General features: G+C 65.9%; 22 protein-coding genes. 8 read left to right on the plus strand and 14 right to left on the minus strand.

What is annotated here, in order from left to right:
- Positions 1–59: 59 nt before the first annotated feature.
- From AC6UUM_RS01765 to AC6UUM_RS01775, 3 genes are read left to right on the plus strand one after another with little or no spacing between them, the layout of a single operon-like run.
- Positions 60–1406 (plus strand): M48 family metalloprotease, encoded by a 1347-nt coding sequence (locus AC6UUM_RS01765; protein WP_500803637.1) that lies wholly within the window; start codon positions 60–62, stop codon positions 1404–1406.
- Positions 1407–1408: 2 nt separating this feature from the next.
- Positions 1409–2164, plus strand: a complete 756-nt coding sequence (locus AC6UUM_RS01770) for a DsbA family protein (RefSeq protein ID WP_500803638.1) — start codon at positions 1409–1411, stop codon at positions 2162–2164.
- A 2-nt stretch (positions 2165–2166) separates the two neighbouring features.
- Positions 2167–2916, plus strand: a complete 750-nt coding sequence (locus tag AC6UUM_RS01775) for an alpha/beta fold hydrolase (RefSeq protein WP_500803639.1) — start codon at positions 2167–2169, stop codon at positions 2914–2916.
- Here the strand turns inward: AC6UUM_RS01775 and AC6UUM_RS01780 are convergent.
- Genes AC6UUM_RS01780 through AC6UUM_RS01790 form a run of 3 tightly spaced genes read right to left on the minus strand, consistent with a single transcriptional unit; the run spans position 2904 to position 4731 of the window.
- Positions 2904–3665: a M48 family metallopeptidase gene (locus AC6UUM_RS01780; protein WP_500803640.1), complete on the minus strand. Its 762-nt coding sequence runs from the start codon at positions 3663–3665 to the stop codon at positions 2904–2906. The genes AC6UUM_RS01775 and AC6UUM_RS01780 overlap by 13 nt on opposite strands.
- A gap of 9 nt (positions 3666–3674) precedes the next feature.
- Entirely contained in the window at positions 3675–4124 is a 450-nt protein-coding gene (locus tag AC6UUM_RS01785; protein WP_500803641.1) for a YcgN family cysteine cluster protein, read from the minus strand.
- The gene (locus AC6UUM_RS01790) at positions 4114–4731 is read right to left on the minus strand and encodes an SCO family protein (RefSeq protein ID WP_500803642.1); all 618 of its coding nucleotides are present in this window, start codon (positions 4729–4731) and stop codon (positions 4114–4116) included. The genes AC6UUM_RS01785 and AC6UUM_RS01790 overlap by 11 nt, the downstream gene beginning before the upstream one ends.
- 66 nt (positions 4732–4797) lie before the next feature.
- Here AC6UUM_RS01790 and AC6UUM_RS01795 point away from each other — a divergent pair, with 66 nt between their 5' ends.
- From AC6UUM_RS01795 to AC6UUM_RS01810, 4 genes are all read left to right on the plus strand, one after another.
- Entirely contained in the window at positions 4798–5385 is a 588-nt protein-coding gene (locus AC6UUM_RS01795; RefSeq protein WP_500803643.1) for an ankyrin repeat domain-containing protein, read from the plus strand.
- Positions 5386–5516: 131 nt separating this feature from the next.
- Positions 5517–6761 (plus strand): ActS/PrrB/RegB family redox-sensitive histidine kinase, encoded by a 1245-nt coding sequence (locus AC6UUM_RS01800; RefSeq protein ID WP_500803644.1) that lies wholly within the window; start codon positions 5517–5519, stop codon positions 6759–6761.
- The gene (locus AC6UUM_RS01805; RefSeq protein ID WP_353198236.1) at positions 6761–7306 is read left to right on the plus strand and encodes an ActR/PrrA/RegA family redox response regulator transcription factor; all 546 of its coding nucleotides are present in this window, start codon (positions 6761–6763) and stop codon (positions 7304–7306) included. The genes AC6UUM_RS01800 and AC6UUM_RS01805 overlap by 1 nt, the downstream gene beginning before the upstream one ends.
- Before the next feature lie 38 nt (positions 7307–7344).
- Positions 7345–9129 (plus strand): DUF885 domain-containing protein, encoded by a 1785-nt coding sequence (locus AC6UUM_RS01810; RefSeq protein ID WP_500803645.1) that lies wholly within the window; start codon positions 7345–7347, stop codon positions 9127–9129.
- On the opposite strand, the gene AC6UUM_RS01815 is transcribed toward AC6UUM_RS01810, so the two are convergent.
- The 11 genes from AC6UUM_RS01815 to AC6UUM_RS01865 all read right to left on the minus strand — a co-directional run bounded on the left by AC6UUM_RS01815 (position 9120) and on the right by AC6UUM_RS01865 (position 15693).
- Positions 9120–9584 (minus strand): MmcB family DNA repair protein, encoded by a 465-nt coding sequence (locus AC6UUM_RS01815; protein ID WP_500803646.1) that lies wholly within the window; start codon positions 9582–9584, stop codon positions 9120–9122. The two genes, AC6UUM_RS01810 and AC6UUM_RS01815, sit on opposite strands and share 10 nt — an antisense overlap.
- 37 nt (positions 9585–9621) lie before the next feature.
- Positions 9622–10137 (minus strand): cell wall hydrolase, encoded by a 516-nt coding sequence (locus tag AC6UUM_RS01820; RefSeq protein ID WP_500803647.1) that lies wholly within the window; start codon positions 10135–10137, stop codon positions 9622–9624.
- 89 nt (positions 10138–10226) lie between these two features.
- The gene (locus tag AC6UUM_RS01825; protein ID WP_500803648.1) at positions 10227–10556 is read right to left on the minus strand and encodes a DUF1491 family protein; all 330 of its coding nucleotides are present in this window, start codon (positions 10554–10556) and stop codon (positions 10227–10229) included.
- A 4-nt stretch (positions 10557–10560) separates the two neighbouring features.
- Positions 10561–11043, minus strand: a complete 483-nt coding sequence (locus tag AC6UUM_RS01830) for a PTS sugar transporter subunit IIA (RefSeq protein ID WP_500803649.1) — start codon at positions 11041–11043, stop codon at positions 10561–10563.
- Positions 11044–11054: 11 nt separating this feature from the next.
- The gene (hpf, locus tag AC6UUM_RS01835) at positions 11055–11687 is read right to left on the minus strand and encodes a ribosome hibernation-promoting factor, HPF/YfiA family (protein WP_500803650.1); all 633 of its coding nucleotides are present in this window, start codon (positions 11685–11687) and stop codon (positions 11055–11057) included.
- A gap of 43 nt (positions 11688–11730) precedes the next feature.
- Positions 11731–12396 carry a DNA polymerase III subunit epsilon gene (dnaQ, locus tag AC6UUM_RS01840; RefSeq protein WP_500803651.1) on the minus strand — a complete coding sequence of 222 codons (666 nt, stop codon included), beginning with the start codon at positions 12394–12396 and terminating at the stop codon, positions 11731–11733.
- Positions 12397–12434: 38 nt separating this feature from the next.
- Entirely contained in the window at positions 12435–13019 is a 585-nt protein-coding gene (coaE, locus tag AC6UUM_RS01845; RefSeq protein WP_500803652.1) for a dephospho-CoA kinase, read from the minus strand.
- A gap of 4 nt (positions 13020–13023) precedes the next feature.
- Positions 13024–13407: a DUF5360 family protein gene (locus AC6UUM_RS01850; protein WP_500803653.1), complete on the minus strand. Its 384-nt coding sequence runs from the start codon at positions 13405–13407 to the stop codon at positions 13024–13026.
- Between the two features lie 20 nt (positions 13408–13427).
- On the minus strand, positions 13428–14240 hold the full coding sequence (locus AC6UUM_RS01855; protein ID WP_500803654.1) for a shikimate dehydrogenase family protein: 813 nt from the start codon (positions 14238–14240) through the stop codon (positions 13428–13430).
- Positions 14237–14830 (minus strand): Maf family protein, encoded by a 594-nt coding sequence (locus tag AC6UUM_RS01860; RefSeq protein ID WP_500803655.1) that lies wholly within the window; start codon positions 14828–14830, stop codon positions 14237–14239. Before AC6UUM_RS01860 ends, AC6UUM_RS01855 begins: the two co-directional genes overlap by 4 nt.
- Complete coding sequence (locus tag AC6UUM_RS01865) at positions 14830–15693, minus strand: pyruvate, water dikinase regulatory protein (protein WP_500803656.1); 864 nt, start codon at positions 15691–15693, stop codon at positions 14830–14832. Before AC6UUM_RS01865 ends, AC6UUM_RS01860 begins: the two co-directional genes overlap by 1 nt.
- A 385-nt stretch (positions 15694–16078) precedes the next feature.
- On the opposite strand from AC6UUM_RS01865, the gene hemE reads away from it, so the two are divergent.
- Positions 16079–17119 carry a uroporphyrinogen decarboxylase gene (gene hemE, locus AC6UUM_RS01870; protein WP_500803657.1) on the plus strand — a complete coding sequence of 347 codons (1041 nt, stop codon included), beginning with the start codon at positions 16079–16081 and terminating at the stop codon, positions 17117–17119.
- Positions 17120–17122 lie beyond the last annotated feature (3 nt).

Raw genomic sequence — 17122 nt, forward strand, 5'->3', positions numbered from 1 at the left:
CCTCAGGCTATACCCCCCGCTTCACCCATTGTTCAACTGTGCTAGGCAAGGTCGTAACGATGCGCGCAGCCCTTGCCTTGATCGCCATGCTGGTTCTGGCGTTGCCGCGCCCTGTGGCGGCGCAATCGATCCTGCGCGATGCCGAGACCGAGGCGTTTTTCCGCGATATCAGCAAGGATCTGGTGCTCGCGGCCGGGCTGGAGCCGCGCAATGTGCAGTTCGTGCTGGTGGGCGATTCCAGCATCAACGCATTCGTGACCGGCGGGCAGAATGTGTTCATCCATTCCGGCCTGATCATCGCGGCCGACAATGTGAACGAATTGCAGGGCGTGATCGCCCACGAACTTGGCCATATCGCCGCCGGGCACAATGTGCGTTTTGGCGAAGGCGCCGGCCCGGCCAGCAAAATCTCCCTGCTGTCGCTGGTCGGCGCGGCACTGGCGGTGGCAGCCGGGGCCGGTGAGGCTGGCATGGCCATATTGGGCCTGGGCACGGCCGCGGCGCAGGGGCGCTTTCTGGCTTTCACCCGCGATCAGGAAAGCCGCACCGATCAGGCCGGCGCGGTGTTCCTGTCGAAAGCCGGGATTTCCGGCCGCGGTTCGATCGCGTTTTTCCGCAAGTTGCAGGGCATGGAATATCGCCTCGCCATCCCGCAAGACAATGAATATGCCCGCACCCACCCGCTTTCGAGCACGCGCGTCAACAATCTGTTGGCGGTGTATGAACGCGACAAGGCGTGGAACACACCGCCAGACAAGGCATTGCAGGCGCGGTTCGAACGCATCAAGGGCAAGCTGGTCGGCTTTGTCGATGAACCGCGGCTGGTGATGCAGCGCTATCCCGAAGGCACCAACACGCCGGCTGCGCTCTATGCCCGCGCCTATGCCTGGCACCGATCGGGCCACCCCGATCTGGCCATGGCCGAAGCGGCGAAGCTGGTGGCCAGCGGGCCGAATGACCCGTATTTCCTGGAACTCGAAGGCCAGATCCTGCTGGAATCGGGCAAGGTCGATGACAGCCTGCCGGTGCTGCGCCGGGCGGTGGCACAGGCGCCGGGCGAACCGATGATCCTGACGTTGCTCGGCCATGCGCTGGTGACCAGCGAAGACCCGAAACTGCAGGCCGAAGCCGAGCCGCTGTTGCGCAAGGCGGTCAGCCTGGATCGGGAAAACCCCTTCACCTGGTATCAGCTGGGCGTGATCTATGACCGACGCGGCGACAAGCCGCGCGCCGCGCTGGCGGCGGCGGAGCGGTTCAGCCTGGAAGGCAATGCCATGGGCGCGATGATGAACGCGCGGATGGCGCGGGCAGGCTTGCCGGCCGGCACGCCCGACTTCATACGGGCAGACGACATCACATTGGTCGCCGGCGATGCGCTGGAGCTGCAGAAACGCAAGAAGAGGTGAGCATGATGGGTTTCTGGAATCGCCGGCTGAGCATGGCAGCCGGCGTGGCGCTGGCACTGGCCGGCACTGCGCTCGGCGCTGGCGCGGCGCTGGCTGCGGGCCAGGGCGCGCCGGCCACCAATCGCGCCGAAATCGAAGCCATTGTGCGCGACTATATCCTCAATCACCCCGAAATCATTCCTGAAGCCGTGGCGCGGCTGGAACAGGCGGAGGCGCGCAAGGCGCTGGCCGCAAATCGCAGCGCCATCGAAACGCCGTTTGCCGGCGCCATCGCCGGCAATCCCAAGGGCGATGTGAAGCTGGTGGTGTTCTTCGATTATGCCTGCCCCTATTGCCGCCAGGGCCATGCCGATGTGCAGCGGCTGGTGCGCGAAGACCCGAAGCTGATGGTGATCTACCGCGATTTCCCGGTGCTCGGCCCGGCCAGTACCGAAGCGGCGCTGGCCAGCCTGTCGGCGGCGCAGCAGGGCAAATATGGCGGGTTCCACAATGCGATGTTCGAAAGCCCCGGCCGTCCCAACCAGGCGCGCACGCTGGGCATCGTCAAGGGTGTCGGCATGGATCAAGCCCGCGCCACCGCGGCGTTGAATGACGCCGAACTGAAGGCGCAGGTGAACCGCAATCTCGAACTCGGCCGCAATCTGGGGCTGACAGGCACACCAAGCTACATCATCGGCAACCGCATCCTTTCGGGCGCGGTCGGCTTCGATCGGTTGAAAGAGGCCGTTGCTGCGGCCCGTATGGAAAAAGGCCGCTGAGCTTGGGCCATTATCGCGGCTTTGACGGCGCCGAACTGGCGCTGACCGACATCGGCGAAGGCCGGGCCATCATCCTGCTGCACGGGCTGTTTTCATCGGCCGAGATGAACTGGCAGCGTTATGGCGCCGCCGCCGAGATTGCCGGTGCCGGTTATCGGGTGATCATGCCGGATTTCCGCGCCCATGGCCGCAGCGCCGCACCGCATGATGCCGCCGCCTACCCGCCCGATGTGCTGGCGATGGATATCGAGGCGCTGATCACCCAATTGGGGCTGACCGATTTCGATATCGCCGGCTATTCAATGGGCGCGCGCACGCTGGTGCGGCTGCTGGCGCGCGGCCTGCAACCGGGCAAGGCGATCATTTCCGGCATGGGGCTGGAAGGCCTGGTCGGCGGCACGGCGCGGGCCGATTTCTTCAAGACAGTCGTGCGCCAACCCGATGGCTGGCCCAGTGGCAGCCCGGAAGCCTTTGCCGCGGCCTTCATGAAGCAGAACAAGGTGGATGGCACCGCCGTCGGCCTGTTGCTCGACACATTCGTATCAACGCCGCTCGACGTGTTGCGCGGGCTCGACACGCGCGCGCTCGTGTTGTGCGGGCGGGACGATCGCGACAACGGTTCGGCCCCGGCGCTGGCCCTGGAATTGCCAAACGCGGCGCTCGTCGAAATCCCCGGCAATCACATGAGCGCGGTGACCAAGCCGGATTTCGGTGCCGCCATCGCCGCCTGGCTGGGGCATCACCCGGCCTGATCGCCATGGGCCTGATCGCTGCGCCCCACCCAATGCAGCGCCGCGCCGTGGCGGGCCAGCCAGCGCCGCGCCTCGGCCGCGCGCGGATCGAGCTGGCGGTTGAGGGCGTGGAAGGCCGGTGAGTGATTCTGGTGGACCAGGTGCGCGGCCTCGTGCGCCGCCAATGATCGCCGCACCCAGGCTGGGGCCATGATCAACCGCCAGCTATAGGCGATGCGGGCGCCTTCCGGGCGCAGCGCGCCGGCACAACTGCCCCAGCGGCTGGTGGTGTCGCCCACGCTGACCCGCGCGACCTTGCGCGCCAGTTGGGCTGCGAAACCCTGGGTCATCGCGTCGAGATCGGCCAGCGCCCGCGCTTTCAGCCAGCGTTCGATGCGGCCGGACAGCAGCGGCAGCGGCCCGCCCAGTTGCAGCCTGCCATTGGCCAACAGGGGCATGCGTTTATGGCCTTCCTGCCAATCGATCAGCACCGGTTCGCCGTCGATGGGGATGATGAAGCCGGGGGCAAAGGGGATCGGCCGCGGCCAGCGCGCCACTTGCGCTTCGAGCCAGGCGCTGTGCGATTTCAGCAGCGCGGCGCCAATATCTTCGCCGCCGCGCGTCGGCAGGCTGATTTCGATGCGCCCGGCGACGGCACTGGCCCGCAGCCGCACCGCGCGCTGGCTGGCGCGGCGGGTGAGCACCACCGGCACACAGCGCCCGGCAATGGTCAGCTCGGTTGGCAATACAGCCCGACGCCAGCGCAGCATCGGTCAAGCCTACAACGGCTTCTCGAGGATATAATCTTCAAGATCGCCGACATGATCCTCGCTGATCACCCGGCCCGCCACGGATTCGCGGGCGCGATGGATGGATTCGCGATCGCCGGTGATCAGGTGGTGCCACGGTGCCAGCCCCTGACCGCGGTGCACGCGCAGGTAGGAACAGGTTTCCGGCAGCCAATCCAGCTCATCGAGGCGGGCGGGGGTGAGCCGCACACAATCCGGCACCAGCGCCTTGCGATTGCGATAATCGCGGCACTGGGCGGTTTTCATATCGAGCAAGGTGCAGCAAACATTGGTGGGAAACACCTCGCCGGTGTCTTCATCCTCAAGCTTGTGCACGCAACATTTGCCGCAGCCGTCGCACAGGCTTTCCCATTGCGCGCGGCTCATGCGCGCGAGCGGCGTGGTTTCCCAGAAGGGCTTGTCTGATGGCCTATCGGACATAGGCGGCCAGCATCTGCGTGACCTGTTCAGCGGTCAAGCCCTGGTGCGACAGGAAGGCGATCGGCCGGCCATCCGGGCCGAACAAATAGACCATGGCGCTGTGATCCATCAGGTAATTTTCGGCATCGCCCGTGTCGATGCGCTTGGCATAGACGCCATAGGCCTTGGTGACGGCCGCGATCTGCGCGGTCGTACCGGTCAGGCCGACCAGCCGGGGATGGAAGGCAGCCACGAAGGGTTTGAGCACGGCCGCTGTATCGCGCTGCGGATCGATGGTGATGAAGATCGGCGCCACGCTGGCGGCGCGCGCCGCGTCCTGCGCTTCGAACGCTGCCAAGCCGCGGCCGAGCAGTGCCAGATCGGTGGGGCAGATATCCGGGCAGAAACCATAGCCGAAATAGATCAGGCGATATCGACCGGCGAAATCCGTGTCGCGCACGGTGCGGCCGTTCTGATCAACCAGAACAAACGGCCCGCCCAGGCTGGCGCCAGCCAGATTGCCGGCCGGCATCGGCGGGCTGGAAAACCGCATCCAGCCCAGCACGCCGGCGATCAGCACCGCAATGCCCAGCACCAGCCACAGTTGCAAATTCTTGCCCCTGTTCATCGCCGGTTCGAGAGGTTATGCCCAGTCATGCTGGCAAGGCCTTAAGCATGTGGGGATGACTTGTCGATGATCAGACATTTGGTGGCGGCTCTGCTCGCGCTGGCGCTGGCTGGCCCAGCCGCTGCGCAGTTTTCGGACAGCTATAACTTCCTCAAGGCCGTGCGTGACCGCGACGTCAACAAGGCAATCGAGATGGCCGACAAGCCCGGCACAACCGTGGTCAACACCCGCGACACCGATACCGGCGAAGCCGCGGTGCACATCGTGACCCGGCGCGGCGATCTGGGCTGGCTGGGGCTGCTGTATCAGAAGGGCGCCAATCTGAACGTGAAGGATCGCGACGGCAACACGCCACTGATCCTGGCCGCCATCACGCGCTGGAGCGAGGGCGCAACGACGCTGATCCGCCTGAAGGCCCAGGTGAATACGCAAAACCGGCTGGGCGAAACCGCATTGCTGAAGGTGGTGCAGGCGCGCGATATGGGCTTGGCCAAGGCGTTGATCGAGGCCGGTGCCAACCCCGATATTGCCGACAACAGCGGGATCTCGCCGCGCATCGCCGCCGACAATGACGCCCGCGCCGGCGCCATCGCCAAATTGTTCAAGGACATCCCGGCCAAGCCCAGCGGCCGCGTGCAGGGGCCGTCGCTGTAATCAAACGCTTACGGCGGGCGCGATTGTCGCATACAATCTGCCGCATGGGCGCAGCGGTCATGGGGGTCTAGGCGGTGGCGATGGAACGTCCGTCCATTGCAGCAGCCGCCTTTGATCGGCCCGGGGTGCGCGTGCGCACCCTTGCGGCGATCCGCTGGATTGCGATTCTGGGCCAGTTCGCCACGTTGCTGGTGGTGGGCTTGGGCTTTGGCTACCCTTTGCCGTGGGGATCGCTGCTGGCGGCGGTGGCGGCATCGGTCATCCTGAATTTCGGCCTGTCCACATTGTATGAACGCAATGACCGGATGACAGGGCGCGAACTGGCGCTGCATCTGGCCTTCGATCTGATCCAGGCTGGCGTGCTGCTGTTCCTCACCGGCGGTCTGGCCAATCCGTTCGCGCTGCTGCTGATCGTGCCGGTCACCATCGCGGCGACCTTGTTGACCGCCAAGGACATGGCACCGCTGGTGGCGCTGGCCTTTGGCGTGCTGGCGGTGCTGTGGTTCGGGGCGCAACCCTTGCCGTGGCTTGGGCCACCGCCGGAATTTCCGCTGATCTACCGCTTTGGCGACGTGATCGCCTATGCGCTCGCCATCGGCTTTCTCACCGTCTATCTGTGGATGGTCTCGGCCGAAAGCCGCGATCGCGCCCGCGCGCTGGTTGCCACCGAAGCAGCGTTGACTCGCGAAGCCCGCATGAACGCGCTGGGCAGCCTGGCGGCGGCAGCAGCCCATGAACTGGGTGGGCCACTGGGTTCGATCTCGCTGATCGCCCACAGTCTGGAAGAGCAATTGGGCGATGATCCGGATTTCGGCGAGGATATCCGCCTGCTGGCCGCCGAAGCCGCGCGCAGCCGCCGCATCATGAAGGGCATCGCCACCCGCGCCGAAGCCGAAGATCCGTTCGCCACCCTGACCCTCGATCTGTTGCTGCATGAAGTGGCGCAGAGCGTGAAGCCCAGCCGTGTGCCGGTGCATGTGGTGGCGCCGCAACCGCAGCCGCTGGTGCAACGATCGCCGGAATTGCTCCACGCCTTCAACAATCTCGTGTCCAACGCTGCCCGCCATGCCGGTACCGAAGTGCGCATCGAAACCATCGTCACCCCATCCGAAATCCGGGTGGCCGTACTGGATGACGGTTTCGGTTTCCCCCCCGATCTGCTGCCGCGGCTGGGCGAGCCCATCCTGGGCCCGACGCGGTCCAAATCCAATTCCACCGGCCTTGGCGTGTTCATTGCCACCACGCTGATCGAACGGACAGGTGGCCGGCTGTCCTTCTCCAACCGACCCGAAGGCGGCGCGCGCGTTGACGTGCGCTGGCCACGCGAAGAGTTTGAGGTTAATGAATCCCTTGTGGCACAACAGGAGCCCATCTGATGGCGAGCACGCCCGAACCCGAAACCCGTCCGCTGCTGCTGGTTGACGATGATGCCCCGTTCCGCCAGCGCCTCGGCGTGTTGCTGGCCCGCAAGGGCTTTGCCGTCACGGCCGTGGGCAGCCTGTCTGAAGCGCGCATCGAAGCCGCCCGCCTGAAGCCCGGCCATGCCGTGGTCGATATGCGGCTGGAGGATGGCAACGGCCTTGATCTGGTTACCGAAATGCGGGCGACCAACCCGGATGTGCGCATCGTCATGCTCACCGGCTATGGCAATCTCGCCACCGCGGTGGCCGCGGTGAAGGCTGGCGCCATCGATTATCTCGCCAAGCCGGCTGACCCGGAAGACATCGTGCGCGCGCTTTCCGCCGATGGCAGCGCCCGCCCGGAAGCCCCGCCGGAGCCGATGTCGGCCGATCGCGTGCGCTGGGAACATATCCAGCGTGTCTATGAACTGTGCGAGCGCAATGTTTCCGAAACCGCGCGCCGGTTGAAAATGCACCGCCGCACCTTGCAGCGCATCCTGGCCAAACGCTCACCCAAGTAGCCTCTTGCTTTCCGGCCCCAAGCTGGTTGGATGCAGGCATGTTGAACCGTCGCACCGCGCTGGGCCTGCTGGCCGCTGTTCCTGTCATACCGGCGTTGGCCGCCGCTGACACGCCGTCATCGCGCTTTGCCGCGCTGATCGCGCGGGCGGCGGCCGACGATGCGGCGCTGGCCCCCACGGGCCCGCCGGGGCAGCGCCGGGCAGCCGGGCAGGCGGTGTTCATCGATCCGCTGACGGACAGCTGGGCCAGCGCAACGCTGGCCAACAAGCGCAGCGCCGCGGCGGCGCTGGCCGGCATCGATCGCGGCGCCCTCACCCCGGCCGAGCGCATTGCCTATGACGTGTTCGGGCGCAGCCTGAACCAGACGATCAGCTTCCACACGTCCGGCCTGTTCGCGATCCAGCGGCAACTGGCGCTGAACCCCAGTTTCGGCCTGCACATCGAATTGCCGGATTATGTCTCCGGCGCCGGTGCCCTGTTTGAAACCGCGGCGGATTATCAGGCCGGGCTGGATCGGCTGCGACTGTTCGCCGGCCATATGGACATGGCGCTGGTGCGCCTGCGCGAAGGCCTGGCCAGCGGCCACATCCAGCCGCGGGTGCTGGTGGAAAATGTCATCCGCCAGATCGAGGCGCAGCTGGCGCAGAGCCCCGACGACACCAGCTTCATGGCGGCGATCAAGCGCCTGCCGGCGGCGCTGGCGGCCGACCGGGAACGCTGGACGGCCGCCTATCGCGCCATGGTCACGGAGACTGTGCTGCCAGCCTATGCGCGCTGGCTGGAGTTTCTGCGCGGCACCTATTTGCCGCGCACGCCGGCTGTGCCGGGGCGATCGGGCATCCCCGATGGCCTGCGGCTCTATACCTTCGAACTGGAGCGCCACACCACGCTGCCGATGGCGGCGGCCGATATCCATGCGCTGGGCCTGCGCGAAGTGGCGCGCATCCGCGCCGAATTCGAAAGCGTGCGCGGCCAACTGGGCTTTGCCGGCGATCTCAAGGCCTTATTCGAATATGTCCGCACCGATCCGCGTTTTTACTGCAAAACCCAGGAAGAGTTGCTGGGACGGTTCGCCGAGATAGAGCAGCGCATCTGGCTGGGCATCCCGCGGCTGTTCCATTCCCGCCCCAAGGCGCCGTTCAAGGTGGCACCGTTGCCCGGCCTCGGCGGACAGCGCGGCACCGGATATTATCGGGCCGGGCCGCCCGACGGCGTGTCGCCGGGTATCCTTTATTTCAACATGTCGATGCTCGATACGCGCCCGATCCCCACGCTGGAAACGCTGACCCTGCACGAAGGCATCCCCGGCCATCATTTCCAATCGACGCTGGTGAATGAAGACAAGACACTGCCTGCCTTCCTGAAGCGTGGCGGCAGCACCGCCTACACCGAAGGCTGGGGGCTCTATGCCGAATCGCTGGGGCGCGAACTGGGGATGTTCACCGATGCTTGGGCTTGGTTCGGCCATCTCGACATGGAAATGCTGCGCGCCGTGCGGCTGGTGGTGGACACTGGCCTGCACGCGCTGGACTGGAGCCGTGACCGAGCCATCGCCTATATGCTGGACAACACATCGATGGCGCCGCGCGATGTCGCGGTGGAGATTGATCGCTACATCGCCCAGCCCGGCCAGGCCTGCGCCTACAAGATCGGCGAGCTGACCTTTGCGCGCCTGCGCCGCGAGGCGACCGCCACGCTGGGGCCGAAATTCGACGTGCGCGATTTCCATGATGTCTGCCTCAACACCGGCGCGCTGCCGCTGGCCGTGCTGGAAGCCAAGGTGAAGGACTGGGTTGCCGCGGGCGGCGGGCGTCAATCGTAACCGAGCAAGGCGCTTTCCGGATCAACGAGGCCCAGCCAGCGATTGGCGGCGCGGCGGGCAAGCGCCACGGTGATGGCCCGGCGCCGCGCGGCATTGAGCGGGCGACACGGCGCCGCGCGCAACTGCTCCGCATCATAACGGTCCGCCACGATCAGCCCGGTCACGTCGGGCCTGAACGCCGGTGTGTGCAGATCATCCAGCGGCAGCCCGGCTGGCACCGCCCAGAAAAACCGGTCACAATGATCGAGATAGTCCGGCCATTTGCGGTCACCGCGCAGATCGGCGAGGCTGACCTTGATTTCGACGATGCTCAACTGCCCGGCCGCATCAATGCCCAGGATATCGGCGCGGCGGCCACCGGCCAGCGGCACTTCGGCAAGCGGGCTGATGCCGGCGCGCAGCAGCCAGCGGCAGGTACCGCGCAGCACGTCGATTGCCGTGAGATCATGCCCCATGGCGGGGGTGTGCCAGAACGTAGCGGGAACGGCAAGCTCAGCGATAGAAGACGTGATTGCCGATCTTCGCGACGCGCTTCAGGCGCCAGCCGGGGCTGAGCCGGGCGGAATGAAAGCTGTGCGCGCCTTCCGCCACGTCGTGCCACAGGCCGGCGACGGCGATGCGCGCGACGGCCAGGGCGGTGGTGAAGGTCGCGGTGCTGCGCTTGACCTGCGCGGCGTTGAAATTGAACTGGCGCGGCGCCTTGATCACGCCGCAGATATTCTTGCCCCATCGCCCGGCACGGGCGCGGTTCACCACGGCCTGTGCGACGGCGAGCTGGCCTTCGAGGGTTTCGCCGCGGCTTTCGAACCACACGGCGGTGGCCAGGCAATCCAGTTCGGTCGGTTCAGCCGCAGCCAGCTGCCGATCGGCAGCGGCCATCTGCACCAACGCCGGCAAGCCGGTTGCAGAGCCCCCGGTATCGGCAGACACCACCACGCCGACATCATCAGCCGGCAGGATCGGCAAATTGGTATCGGCCAGCGCCGGGCCGGCAAGGGCCATCATCATCAGCGCCGCGCAGCGTGCACCGCGCCGGGCCAGAATTTGAAGGGCAGTTGCAACCATGGCCACATTCGAAGCGTAGCCTTGGACGCTGATCAAGCGCCGACGAGCATTTCGGCGACGAACTGCCCTGCCTGCGGGATATCCAGTTCGATCACCCACAGATCCGGGTCACGTCCCCGCGCCCGCTCGATCCACGGCGCCACGGCGTCGCCGCTCGCCAGTTCGGCAAATTCATAGGCGCCGGTGCCACCGAGCACAGCGGCGAGCAGAGATTCCCGGCCGCCGTCGCGGGTGACCACGGCGATGGCGCCCGCTACATCATCGCCATGCGCCAGCACTGTGGCAAAGCCGCCGGCCGTACTTACCCGGCGGCGCAGCGCATCGATCTTGAAGCGGCTGGCCAGCCGCGGCAGCGTGTCCACCGGCTCAGGCGACCGTTACAGCATCGAGCGACACCGCCGCGAGCATGTCCGCCACCGAGCGCGCGCAGCGCAGCGCCGGCAGGGTTTCGGGATTGCGCAGCGTGCGGCCGATCCGCGCCAGCGCCTTCAGATGATCGACGTCGGCCTCGGCTGGCGACAGCAGCAGCACCAGCACATCGACAGGTTCGCCATCGACGGCCTGCCAATCGATGGCCGCCGGCAGCCGCGCCAGCAGCACGATGCAGCGCGGCAAACCGGGCAGCCGCGCGTGCGGGATGGCGACACCGCCGCCAGCGCCGGTGCTGGCCGCGGCTTCCCGGGCCACCAACATGGCCTGGAGGGCCAGTATGGGCGCGTCGATATGGCCGGCTGCGCCCCGCGCCAACGCCAGCAGCGCGGCGTCACGCGAGGCGGCCGGCAGCGCCGGAAACACCCCGCCTGCCACCACCAGCCCGGCAAAGCCGGCACCCAGACCGCTGTATGGCATGTGGATAGCGTTCAACCGCCGGCCACGGCACGTCGCGGCGGCGCCGCCACGGTCATGGTGCGGGGTTCCACCCAGCCGATGGTGCCATCTTCACGGCGATAGACCATGTTGTGGGCGCCGGTGGCGCTGTTGACGAACAGCAAGGCGGTGGTGTTGCGCAGATCGAGCATCATCACCGCATCGCCCACCGAAGCCGTCGGGATATCGACGCGCGTTTCGGCGATGATCAATGGTGCGTCGCCGGCCGGTTCGGCATCATCGTCCGATCCGGCAAAAATCTTGTATTCGGCGTTGTCGAGCGGCGGCAGTTCGGCAAGCGGCGGCACATCGCGGGCGGCGGCGGGCGAATGGCGATCCTTCAGCCGGCGCATGTAGCGCCGCAGCTGCTTGTCGATGCGTTCGGCGGCGGCATCAAAGGCCGGATGCGCGCCATTGGCCTGAGCCGTGCCCTTCAGGATCAGATCGGCCATCACATGCATGACGATATCGCAGGAAAAATGCCCGTGGGGCGCCGGGCCGAGCGTCACATGGGCGGACAGCGCGCGCGGAAAATATTTCTCCGCCATCGCGGTCAGGCGTTCGCGCACATGTTCGGCAAAGGCCGCCCCGGTATCAACCTGGTGGCCTGAAATACGAATATCCATCGATGTTTTCTCCTCGCGTGCTGGTGACAGGCCCTGGATAGGGTCACGACAGCCAGAGCGGGTCTTTCAGGCCGGTCAGGAATTCGGCGTGACGGGCCAGCTCCTCTGGGCTGGCATCATGGGCACGCGCGGCCAGACTCACCCGCTCGTACACAGTGTCGTCGCCGCTTGCGTCGCTGGCAAGGTCGAATCCGATCTGCCGGCCTCCGGTCAACTCGATATAGACACGCGCCAGCAGTTCCGCGTCGATCAACGCGCCATGCTTGGTGCGGCCTGAAAGATCAATGCCATACCGGTTGCACAGCGCATCAAGCGTGTGCTTGGCGCCGGGATTGGCCTTGCGGCTGATTTCCAGCGTGTCGATGGCGCGCGCCATCGGGATGATCGGCATGCCCGCACGCTTCAATTCCCAGTTGAGGAACTCCATGTCGAACGCGGCATTGTGCGCAACCAGCGGCGCATCGCCGATGAAGGCGAGGAAATCATCCACCACCTGCTCGAAAATGGGCTGTCCGGTCAGGAAGTCCGACGACAGGCCGTGCACCCGCTCGGCATCCTTGGGCATGGCGCGCTGCGGATCGAGATAGGTGTGGAAGCTGCGCCCGGTCAGCGAGCGGTTGACCATCTCCAGCGCGCCGATCTCGACAATACGGTGGCCATCACCGGGCATGATGCCGGTGGTTTCAGTGTCCCAGACGATCTCGCGCATGCCCCCCTATGCCCCTACAGATGGGTGCGGGGCAAGCCTTACAAACCGGTCACCAGGCGTTTCACCGCAGCCCAGGTTTCACGCCGGCCGCGCCCGGTTTCGATCACCACATCGGCAAGGGCGCGCTTTTCGCGGTCCGGCATCTGGCCTTTCAATATGCCGGCGAATTTCTGCGCCGTCATGCCCGGCCGCGCCAGCACGCGCGCGCGCTGAACCCGGTAAGGGGCAGAGACCACCACGGTCAGATGGCAACGCTGCCAGCCGCCTTTTTCGAACAGCAAGGGCACATCGAGCACGATGGCGGGCTTCAGCCGATGGGCGCCCAGAAATTCGCTTTGCGCTTCGGCAACCAGCGGGTGGAGGATCTGTTCGAGCCGGCGCAGCTGCGCGTGATCGCCGAACACGGCCGCGCCAAGCTTTTCGCGGTGCAGGCCGCCGGTGTGGGTGGTGCCGGGAAACGCCGCCTCGATCGCCGCCAGCGCGCGACCGCCGGGGCCCTGCACGCGGCGCACTTCGGCATCGGCATCGAACACCGGCACACCCAACTTGCGGAACATGGCCGCCACGGTGGATTTGCCCATGCCGATGGAGCCGGTGAGGCCGATGATGGTGGTGCGGCTCATCGCGTCAACTTGTCCTGTGCCATGCCAGCTCCGGCAGCCAGATCCACGGCAGCAACGCCAGCGCCAGGTTGGGCAGCCACCATTGCAGATCAAAATCGCCGCGCAACACCCAGAATGCAATGGCCATCAGGCCGGCACAACAAGTGAGGGTGAGGCTGATGATGGCCAGGCCCTGCCAGGGCTGCCCCCGGCGCGACCGTGCCAGCGCCGTCAGCCCGATCGCCGAGAAGCCCAGATCGAGCGGCAGGAACGACCAGTTCCACGCCACCATCACCGGATCATGATAATCCTTGTAGAGGAGCGCCGGCGACAAGGACATCACGCCTGCGGCGGCTAGCGCGGTCACCGCCCAATACAGCAGCATCAGGCCATCGGTGATGGCCAGCATGCGCTGCAGGCCAGACGGCATCATCGTGTCAGCAAGGCCCGCAGTTCATCATCATGGGCACGCGGCGCCGGCGCGCCGAAGAACAGCTCGAAGGCCTCGGCAGCCTGGCCGATCAACATGGCGAGACCATCGATGGTTGCCAGCCCGCGCGCCCGCGCGGCCTTGAGCAATCCCGTTTCCAGCGGCGCATAGACGGCATCGAACACGGTGGCATCGTCCGGCAAAGGCGTCAGATCGAGATCGAGCGGTGGCTGGCCGACCATCCCAAGCTGCGTTGCATTGAACAGAAGGCCAATGCCGGCTGGCAGCGGTCCGCCCCAGGCGATCACCCCACCGGGCAGGCCGCTGGCGCTGTGAATCGCCTGGGCTTCCCCCTGGTTGCGCGCCAGCAGCCACAAACGCGCCGCGCCGGCCTGGCGGGCTGCGGCCACGCCGGCCCGCGCCGCGCCACCGCTGCCCACCACCAGCACCGTGCGCGCCGCCATAGCTGCGGCCGCCGGCACGCTTATGCCAGCAACATCGGTGTTGTGGCCATGCAGCTGCCCATCTGCATCGACCAATATCGTGTTGATCGCGCCGACCGCCGTGGCGCCGGCCGACACCGAAGCCAGATGCGGGATCGCCAGCAATTTGTGCGGCACCGTCACATTCACGCCGCGCAGGCCCATGGCGGGCATTGCCGCCAGAAATTGCCCGAGGCGATCGGGCGCCACCGGAAAGCGGCTGTAATCGCCATCCAGCCCGAGCTTGCCCAGCCAGAAGCGGTGGATCAGCGGAGATTTGCTGTGGGCGATCGGCCAGCCAATCACACCAGCAACGGCTGGCAGGATCATGACGACAACAGACCCCGGATGCGCAGATAATCCAGCACCGCCAGCAACGGCAGCCCGCGAATGCTGTACTGGTCACCATCGACGCGGGTGAACAGCTGCGCGCCCAGGCCTTCGATGCGATAACAGCCGGCACAGCCAAGCACGGCATCGCCTTCGGTATCGAGATAATCGGCGATGAACCTGTCCGACAATGCCCGCATGGTGAGCTTGGCCGAACCGGTGCTGCGCCACACCGGCTGTCCGCCTTCGCAGATCACCGCCGCCGAAATCAGCTGGTGGCTGGTGCCCGACAGCGCGCGCAACTGCGCTTCGGCGCGGGCGCGGGTTTCCGGCTTGTTGAGCAATGTGCCATCCTGTGCAACGCCCACACTGTCCGCGCCCAGCACCAAGGCACCCGGATGTTGGCGGCTGATCTTCAGCGCTTTCACTTCAGCCAGGGCATCAGCGATGCGCAGCGGCGTGGCGCCTTCGGCGTGCAGGCCAGCGGTGATGCCCTCCTCATCGACATGCGCCGGCAATGCCTCGTGCGGCACCCCGGCCGCCGCCAACATGGCGCGCCGCGCCGCCGATTGGCTGGCGAGCACAAGCATCAGGGATCGCCCGCAGCAATGGCTGCGCGCTCGGCCCGCGCCTGGTGCAGATTGATGATCGCCGCAGCCGTCTCCTCGATGCTGCGCCGGGTCACGTCGATCACCGGCACGTCATGATCGGCAAACAAGCGGCGGGCAAAGGCCACTTCAGCCTCGATGCGATCGGCGTTGACATAATCGGTGTCAGGGGTCTGCCCCAGGCTGAGCAGACGATTGCGGCGAATGGATTGCAGCCGGTCGGGCGCGGTCGTCAGCCCGACCAGCAACGGGCCATTGATCGACCAGACATGGGGCGGCGGCGGCGATTGCGGTACAAGCGGGATATTCGCGGTCTTGTAACCGCGGTTGGCGAGATAGATGGATGTTGGCGTTTTCGAGGTGCGCGACACGCCGAGCAGCAAGATGTCGGCCTCTTCCAGCGCCTCACGGCCGGTCATCGCCCCATCATCATGCACCATCGTGTAGTTGATCGCATCAACGCGGCGGAAATAGGCCTGATCCATCACATGCTGACGCCCCGGTCGCCGTGTGGCCGCCTGGCCGAGCAGTTCCGACATTGCCGAAATCGTCGGATCGAGCGGCGACACCATCGGCAGGCCAAGCGTGGCGCAGCGGCTTTCCAGCCGATCGCGCACCCCGCCATCGACCAGCGTATAGATGACCAGGCCGGGCTTCTTGGCAATCTCCTCGATCACCCGATCGAGATGGCCTTCGCTGCGCACCATCGGCCAGAAATGCTTCACCGCCTGCGCGCCTTCGAAGCGGGCAAGGCTGGCCTTGGCCACCGATTCGAGCGTTTCACCGGTCGAATCGCTGATCAGGTGCAGATGCAGCAGCTCTGGCGCGGCGCTGGCCGGGCTCATGCCGCCACCAACGGCACGCGTTGCAGCGAGGAGGGGAAATATTTCAGTCTGATGACTCTGTGGAAAACCATGGGTGGACAGCGTTAATGCCTCTGTGGTGGCGGGGGCAAGCCGCAATTCCGCCAGACGGCGCACGCGGGCTTCGCGTGATCATCCGCCTGGGCACATATGCACAGCCATGCCTGTGGAAAACGGGGATGATTGCTGCGACTCGCCTGATTCCGACGAGTCACAGCCCTTGCTGCCTGTGGACAGGCCGGCGCATGGCATTTTATCCCCATGTTGCGAGCCCCCAACTACTTACCACATCAGACTCAGATTCATTGAATGGTTGAGAGGCGTGTCTGCTCTTGACCGGTTTCGCCGCTCCGCCGAAAGGAACCGCATGTCCACTGCGCTCCCCACCGATCCACCGCTGCTTGCCGTTCTGAAAGGCGAACGCCGCGATCCGCCGCCGGTGTGGCTGATGCGCCAGGCCGGGCGCTATCTGCCCGAATATCGCGCCCTGCGCGCCGAAAAGGGCGGCTTTCTCGAGCTCGTCTATGACAGTGATGCCGCTGCCGAGATCACCATCCAGCCGCTGAAGCGCTTCGGCATGGACGGGGCCATATTGTTTTCCGACATCTTGATCGTGCCGCACGCCATGGGCCAGGGCCTGACCTTTGGTCCCGGCGAAGGCCCGCAGCTCACCCCGCCGCTGCATGATGGTGATTTTTCCGCGCTGCAGCCCAACCCACTGCACTTCGCCAAAATCTATGAAACCGTCGCCAAGGTGCGCAAGGCCATCGATCCATCGGTGACCATGCTGGGCTTTGCCGGCAGCCCATGGACGGTGGCGACCTATATGGTGGCTGGCCATGGCAGCAAGGATCAGGCCGAAACCCGCCGGCTCGCCTATGCCGATCCGGCGCGCTTCCAGGCGCTGATCGACCGGATCGTGGCGGTGACAGTGGATTATCTATCCGGCCAGATCGAGGCGGGCGCGCAGGCCGTGCAATTGTTCGACAGCTGGGCTGGCACCTTGTCACCGGCGCAGTTCGAGCGCTGGGTGATCGCGCCCAATGCCGATATCGTTGGCCGGCTGATGGTGCGCCACCCCGATGTGCCGATCATCGGCTTTCCCAAGGGTGCCGGGGCCAAATTGGCCGCCTATGCCGCCGAAACCGGAGTCGATGCCGTCGGCCTTGATGAAACCGTCGATCCGGCCTGGGCCGATGCGATGCTGCCGCCGGGCATGCCGGTGCAGGGCAATCTCGATCCGCTGGCGCTGATCACCGGTGGCAGGGCGCTGGAAGACGCCGTCACCCGCATCCGTCACGCGCTGAGCGGCCGGCCGCATATCTTCAACCTGGGCCACGGCATCTTGCAGGACACGCCGATCGCGCATGTCGAGCATCTGTTCAGCCTGCTCAAGAAGTCGCTCTGAACC

This window comes from Sandarakinorhabdus sp., from assembly GCF_987265915.1.

Excerpts from the sequence above, each read along its gene's own strand:
- AC6UUM_RS01765 (WP_500803637.1), top strand. The coding sequence starts at position 60 with ATGCGCGCAGCCCTTGCCTTGATCGCCATGCTGGTTCTGGCGTTGCCG.
- AC6UUM_RS01770 (WP_500803638.1), top strand. The coding sequence starts at position 1,409 with ATGATGGGTTTCTGGAATCGCCGGCTGAGCATGGCAGCCGGCGTGGCG.
- AC6UUM_RS01780 (WP_500803640.1), bottom strand. The coding sequence starts at position 3,665 with ATGCTGCGCTGGCGTCGGGCTGTATTGCCAACCGAGCTGACCATTGCC.
- AC6UUM_RS01785 (WP_500803641.1), bottom strand. The coding sequence starts at position 4,124 with ATGTCCGATAGGCCATCAGACAAGCCCTTCTGGGAAACCACGCCGCTC.
- AC6UUM_RS01790 (WP_500803642.1), bottom strand. The coding sequence starts at position 4,731 with ATGAACAGGGGCAAGAATTTGCAACTGTGGCTGGTGCTGGGCATTGCG.
- AC6UUM_RS01795 (WP_500803643.1), top strand. The coding sequence starts at position 4,798 with ATGATCAGACATTTGGTGGCGGCTCTGCTCGCGCTGGCGCTGGCTGGC.
- AC6UUM_RS01805 (WP_353198236.1), top strand. The coding sequence starts at position 6,761 with ATGGCGAGCACGCCCGAACCCGAAACCCGTCCGCTGCTGCTGGTTGAC.
- AC6UUM_RS01810 (WP_500803645.1), top strand. The coding sequence starts at position 7,345 with ATGTTGAACCGTCGCACCGCGCTGGGCCTGCTGGCCGCTGTTCCTGTC.
- AC6UUM_RS01815 (WP_500803646.1), bottom strand. The coding sequence starts at position 9,584 with ATGGGGCATGATCTCACGGCAATCGACGTGCTGCGCGGTACCTGCCGC.
- AC6UUM_RS01820 (WP_500803647.1), bottom strand. The coding sequence starts at position 10,137 with ATGATGATGGCCCTTGCCGGCCCGGCGCTGGCCGATACCAATTTGCCG.
- AC6UUM_RS01830 (WP_500803649.1), bottom strand. The coding sequence starts at position 11,043 with ATGCCATACAGCGGTCTGGGTGCCGGCTTTGCCGGGCTGGTGGTGGCA.
- hpf (WP_500803650.1), bottom strand. The coding sequence starts at position 11,687 with ATGGATATTCGTATTTCAGGCCACCAGGTTGATACCGGGGCGGCCTTT.
- dnaQ (WP_500803651.1), bottom strand. The coding sequence starts at position 12,396 with ATGCGCGAGATCGTCTGGGACACTGAAACCACCGGCATCATGCCCGGT.
- coaE (WP_500803652.1), bottom strand. The coding sequence starts at position 13,019 with ATGAGCCGCACCACCATCATCGGCCTCACCGGCTCCATCGGCATGGGC.
- AC6UUM_RS01850 (WP_500803653.1), bottom strand. The coding sequence starts at position 13,407 with ATGCTGGCCATCACCGATGGCCTGATGCTGCTGTATTGGGCGGTGACC.
- AC6UUM_RS01855 (WP_500803654.1), bottom strand. The coding sequence starts at position 14,240 with ATGATCCTGCCAGCCGTTGCTGGTGTGATTGGCTGGCCGATCGCCCAC.
- AC6UUM_RS01860 (WP_500803655.1), bottom strand. The coding sequence starts at position 14,830 with ATGCTTGTGCTCGCCAGCCAATCGGCGGCGCGGCGCGCCATGTTGGCG.
- AC6UUM_RS01865 (WP_500803656.1), bottom strand. The coding sequence starts at position 15,693 with ATGAGCCCGGCCAGCGCCGCGCCAGAGCTGCTGCATCTGCACCTGATC.
- hemE (WP_500803657.1), top strand. The coding sequence starts at position 16,079 with ATGTCCACTGCGCTCCCCACCGATCCACCGCTGCTTGCCGTTCTGAAA.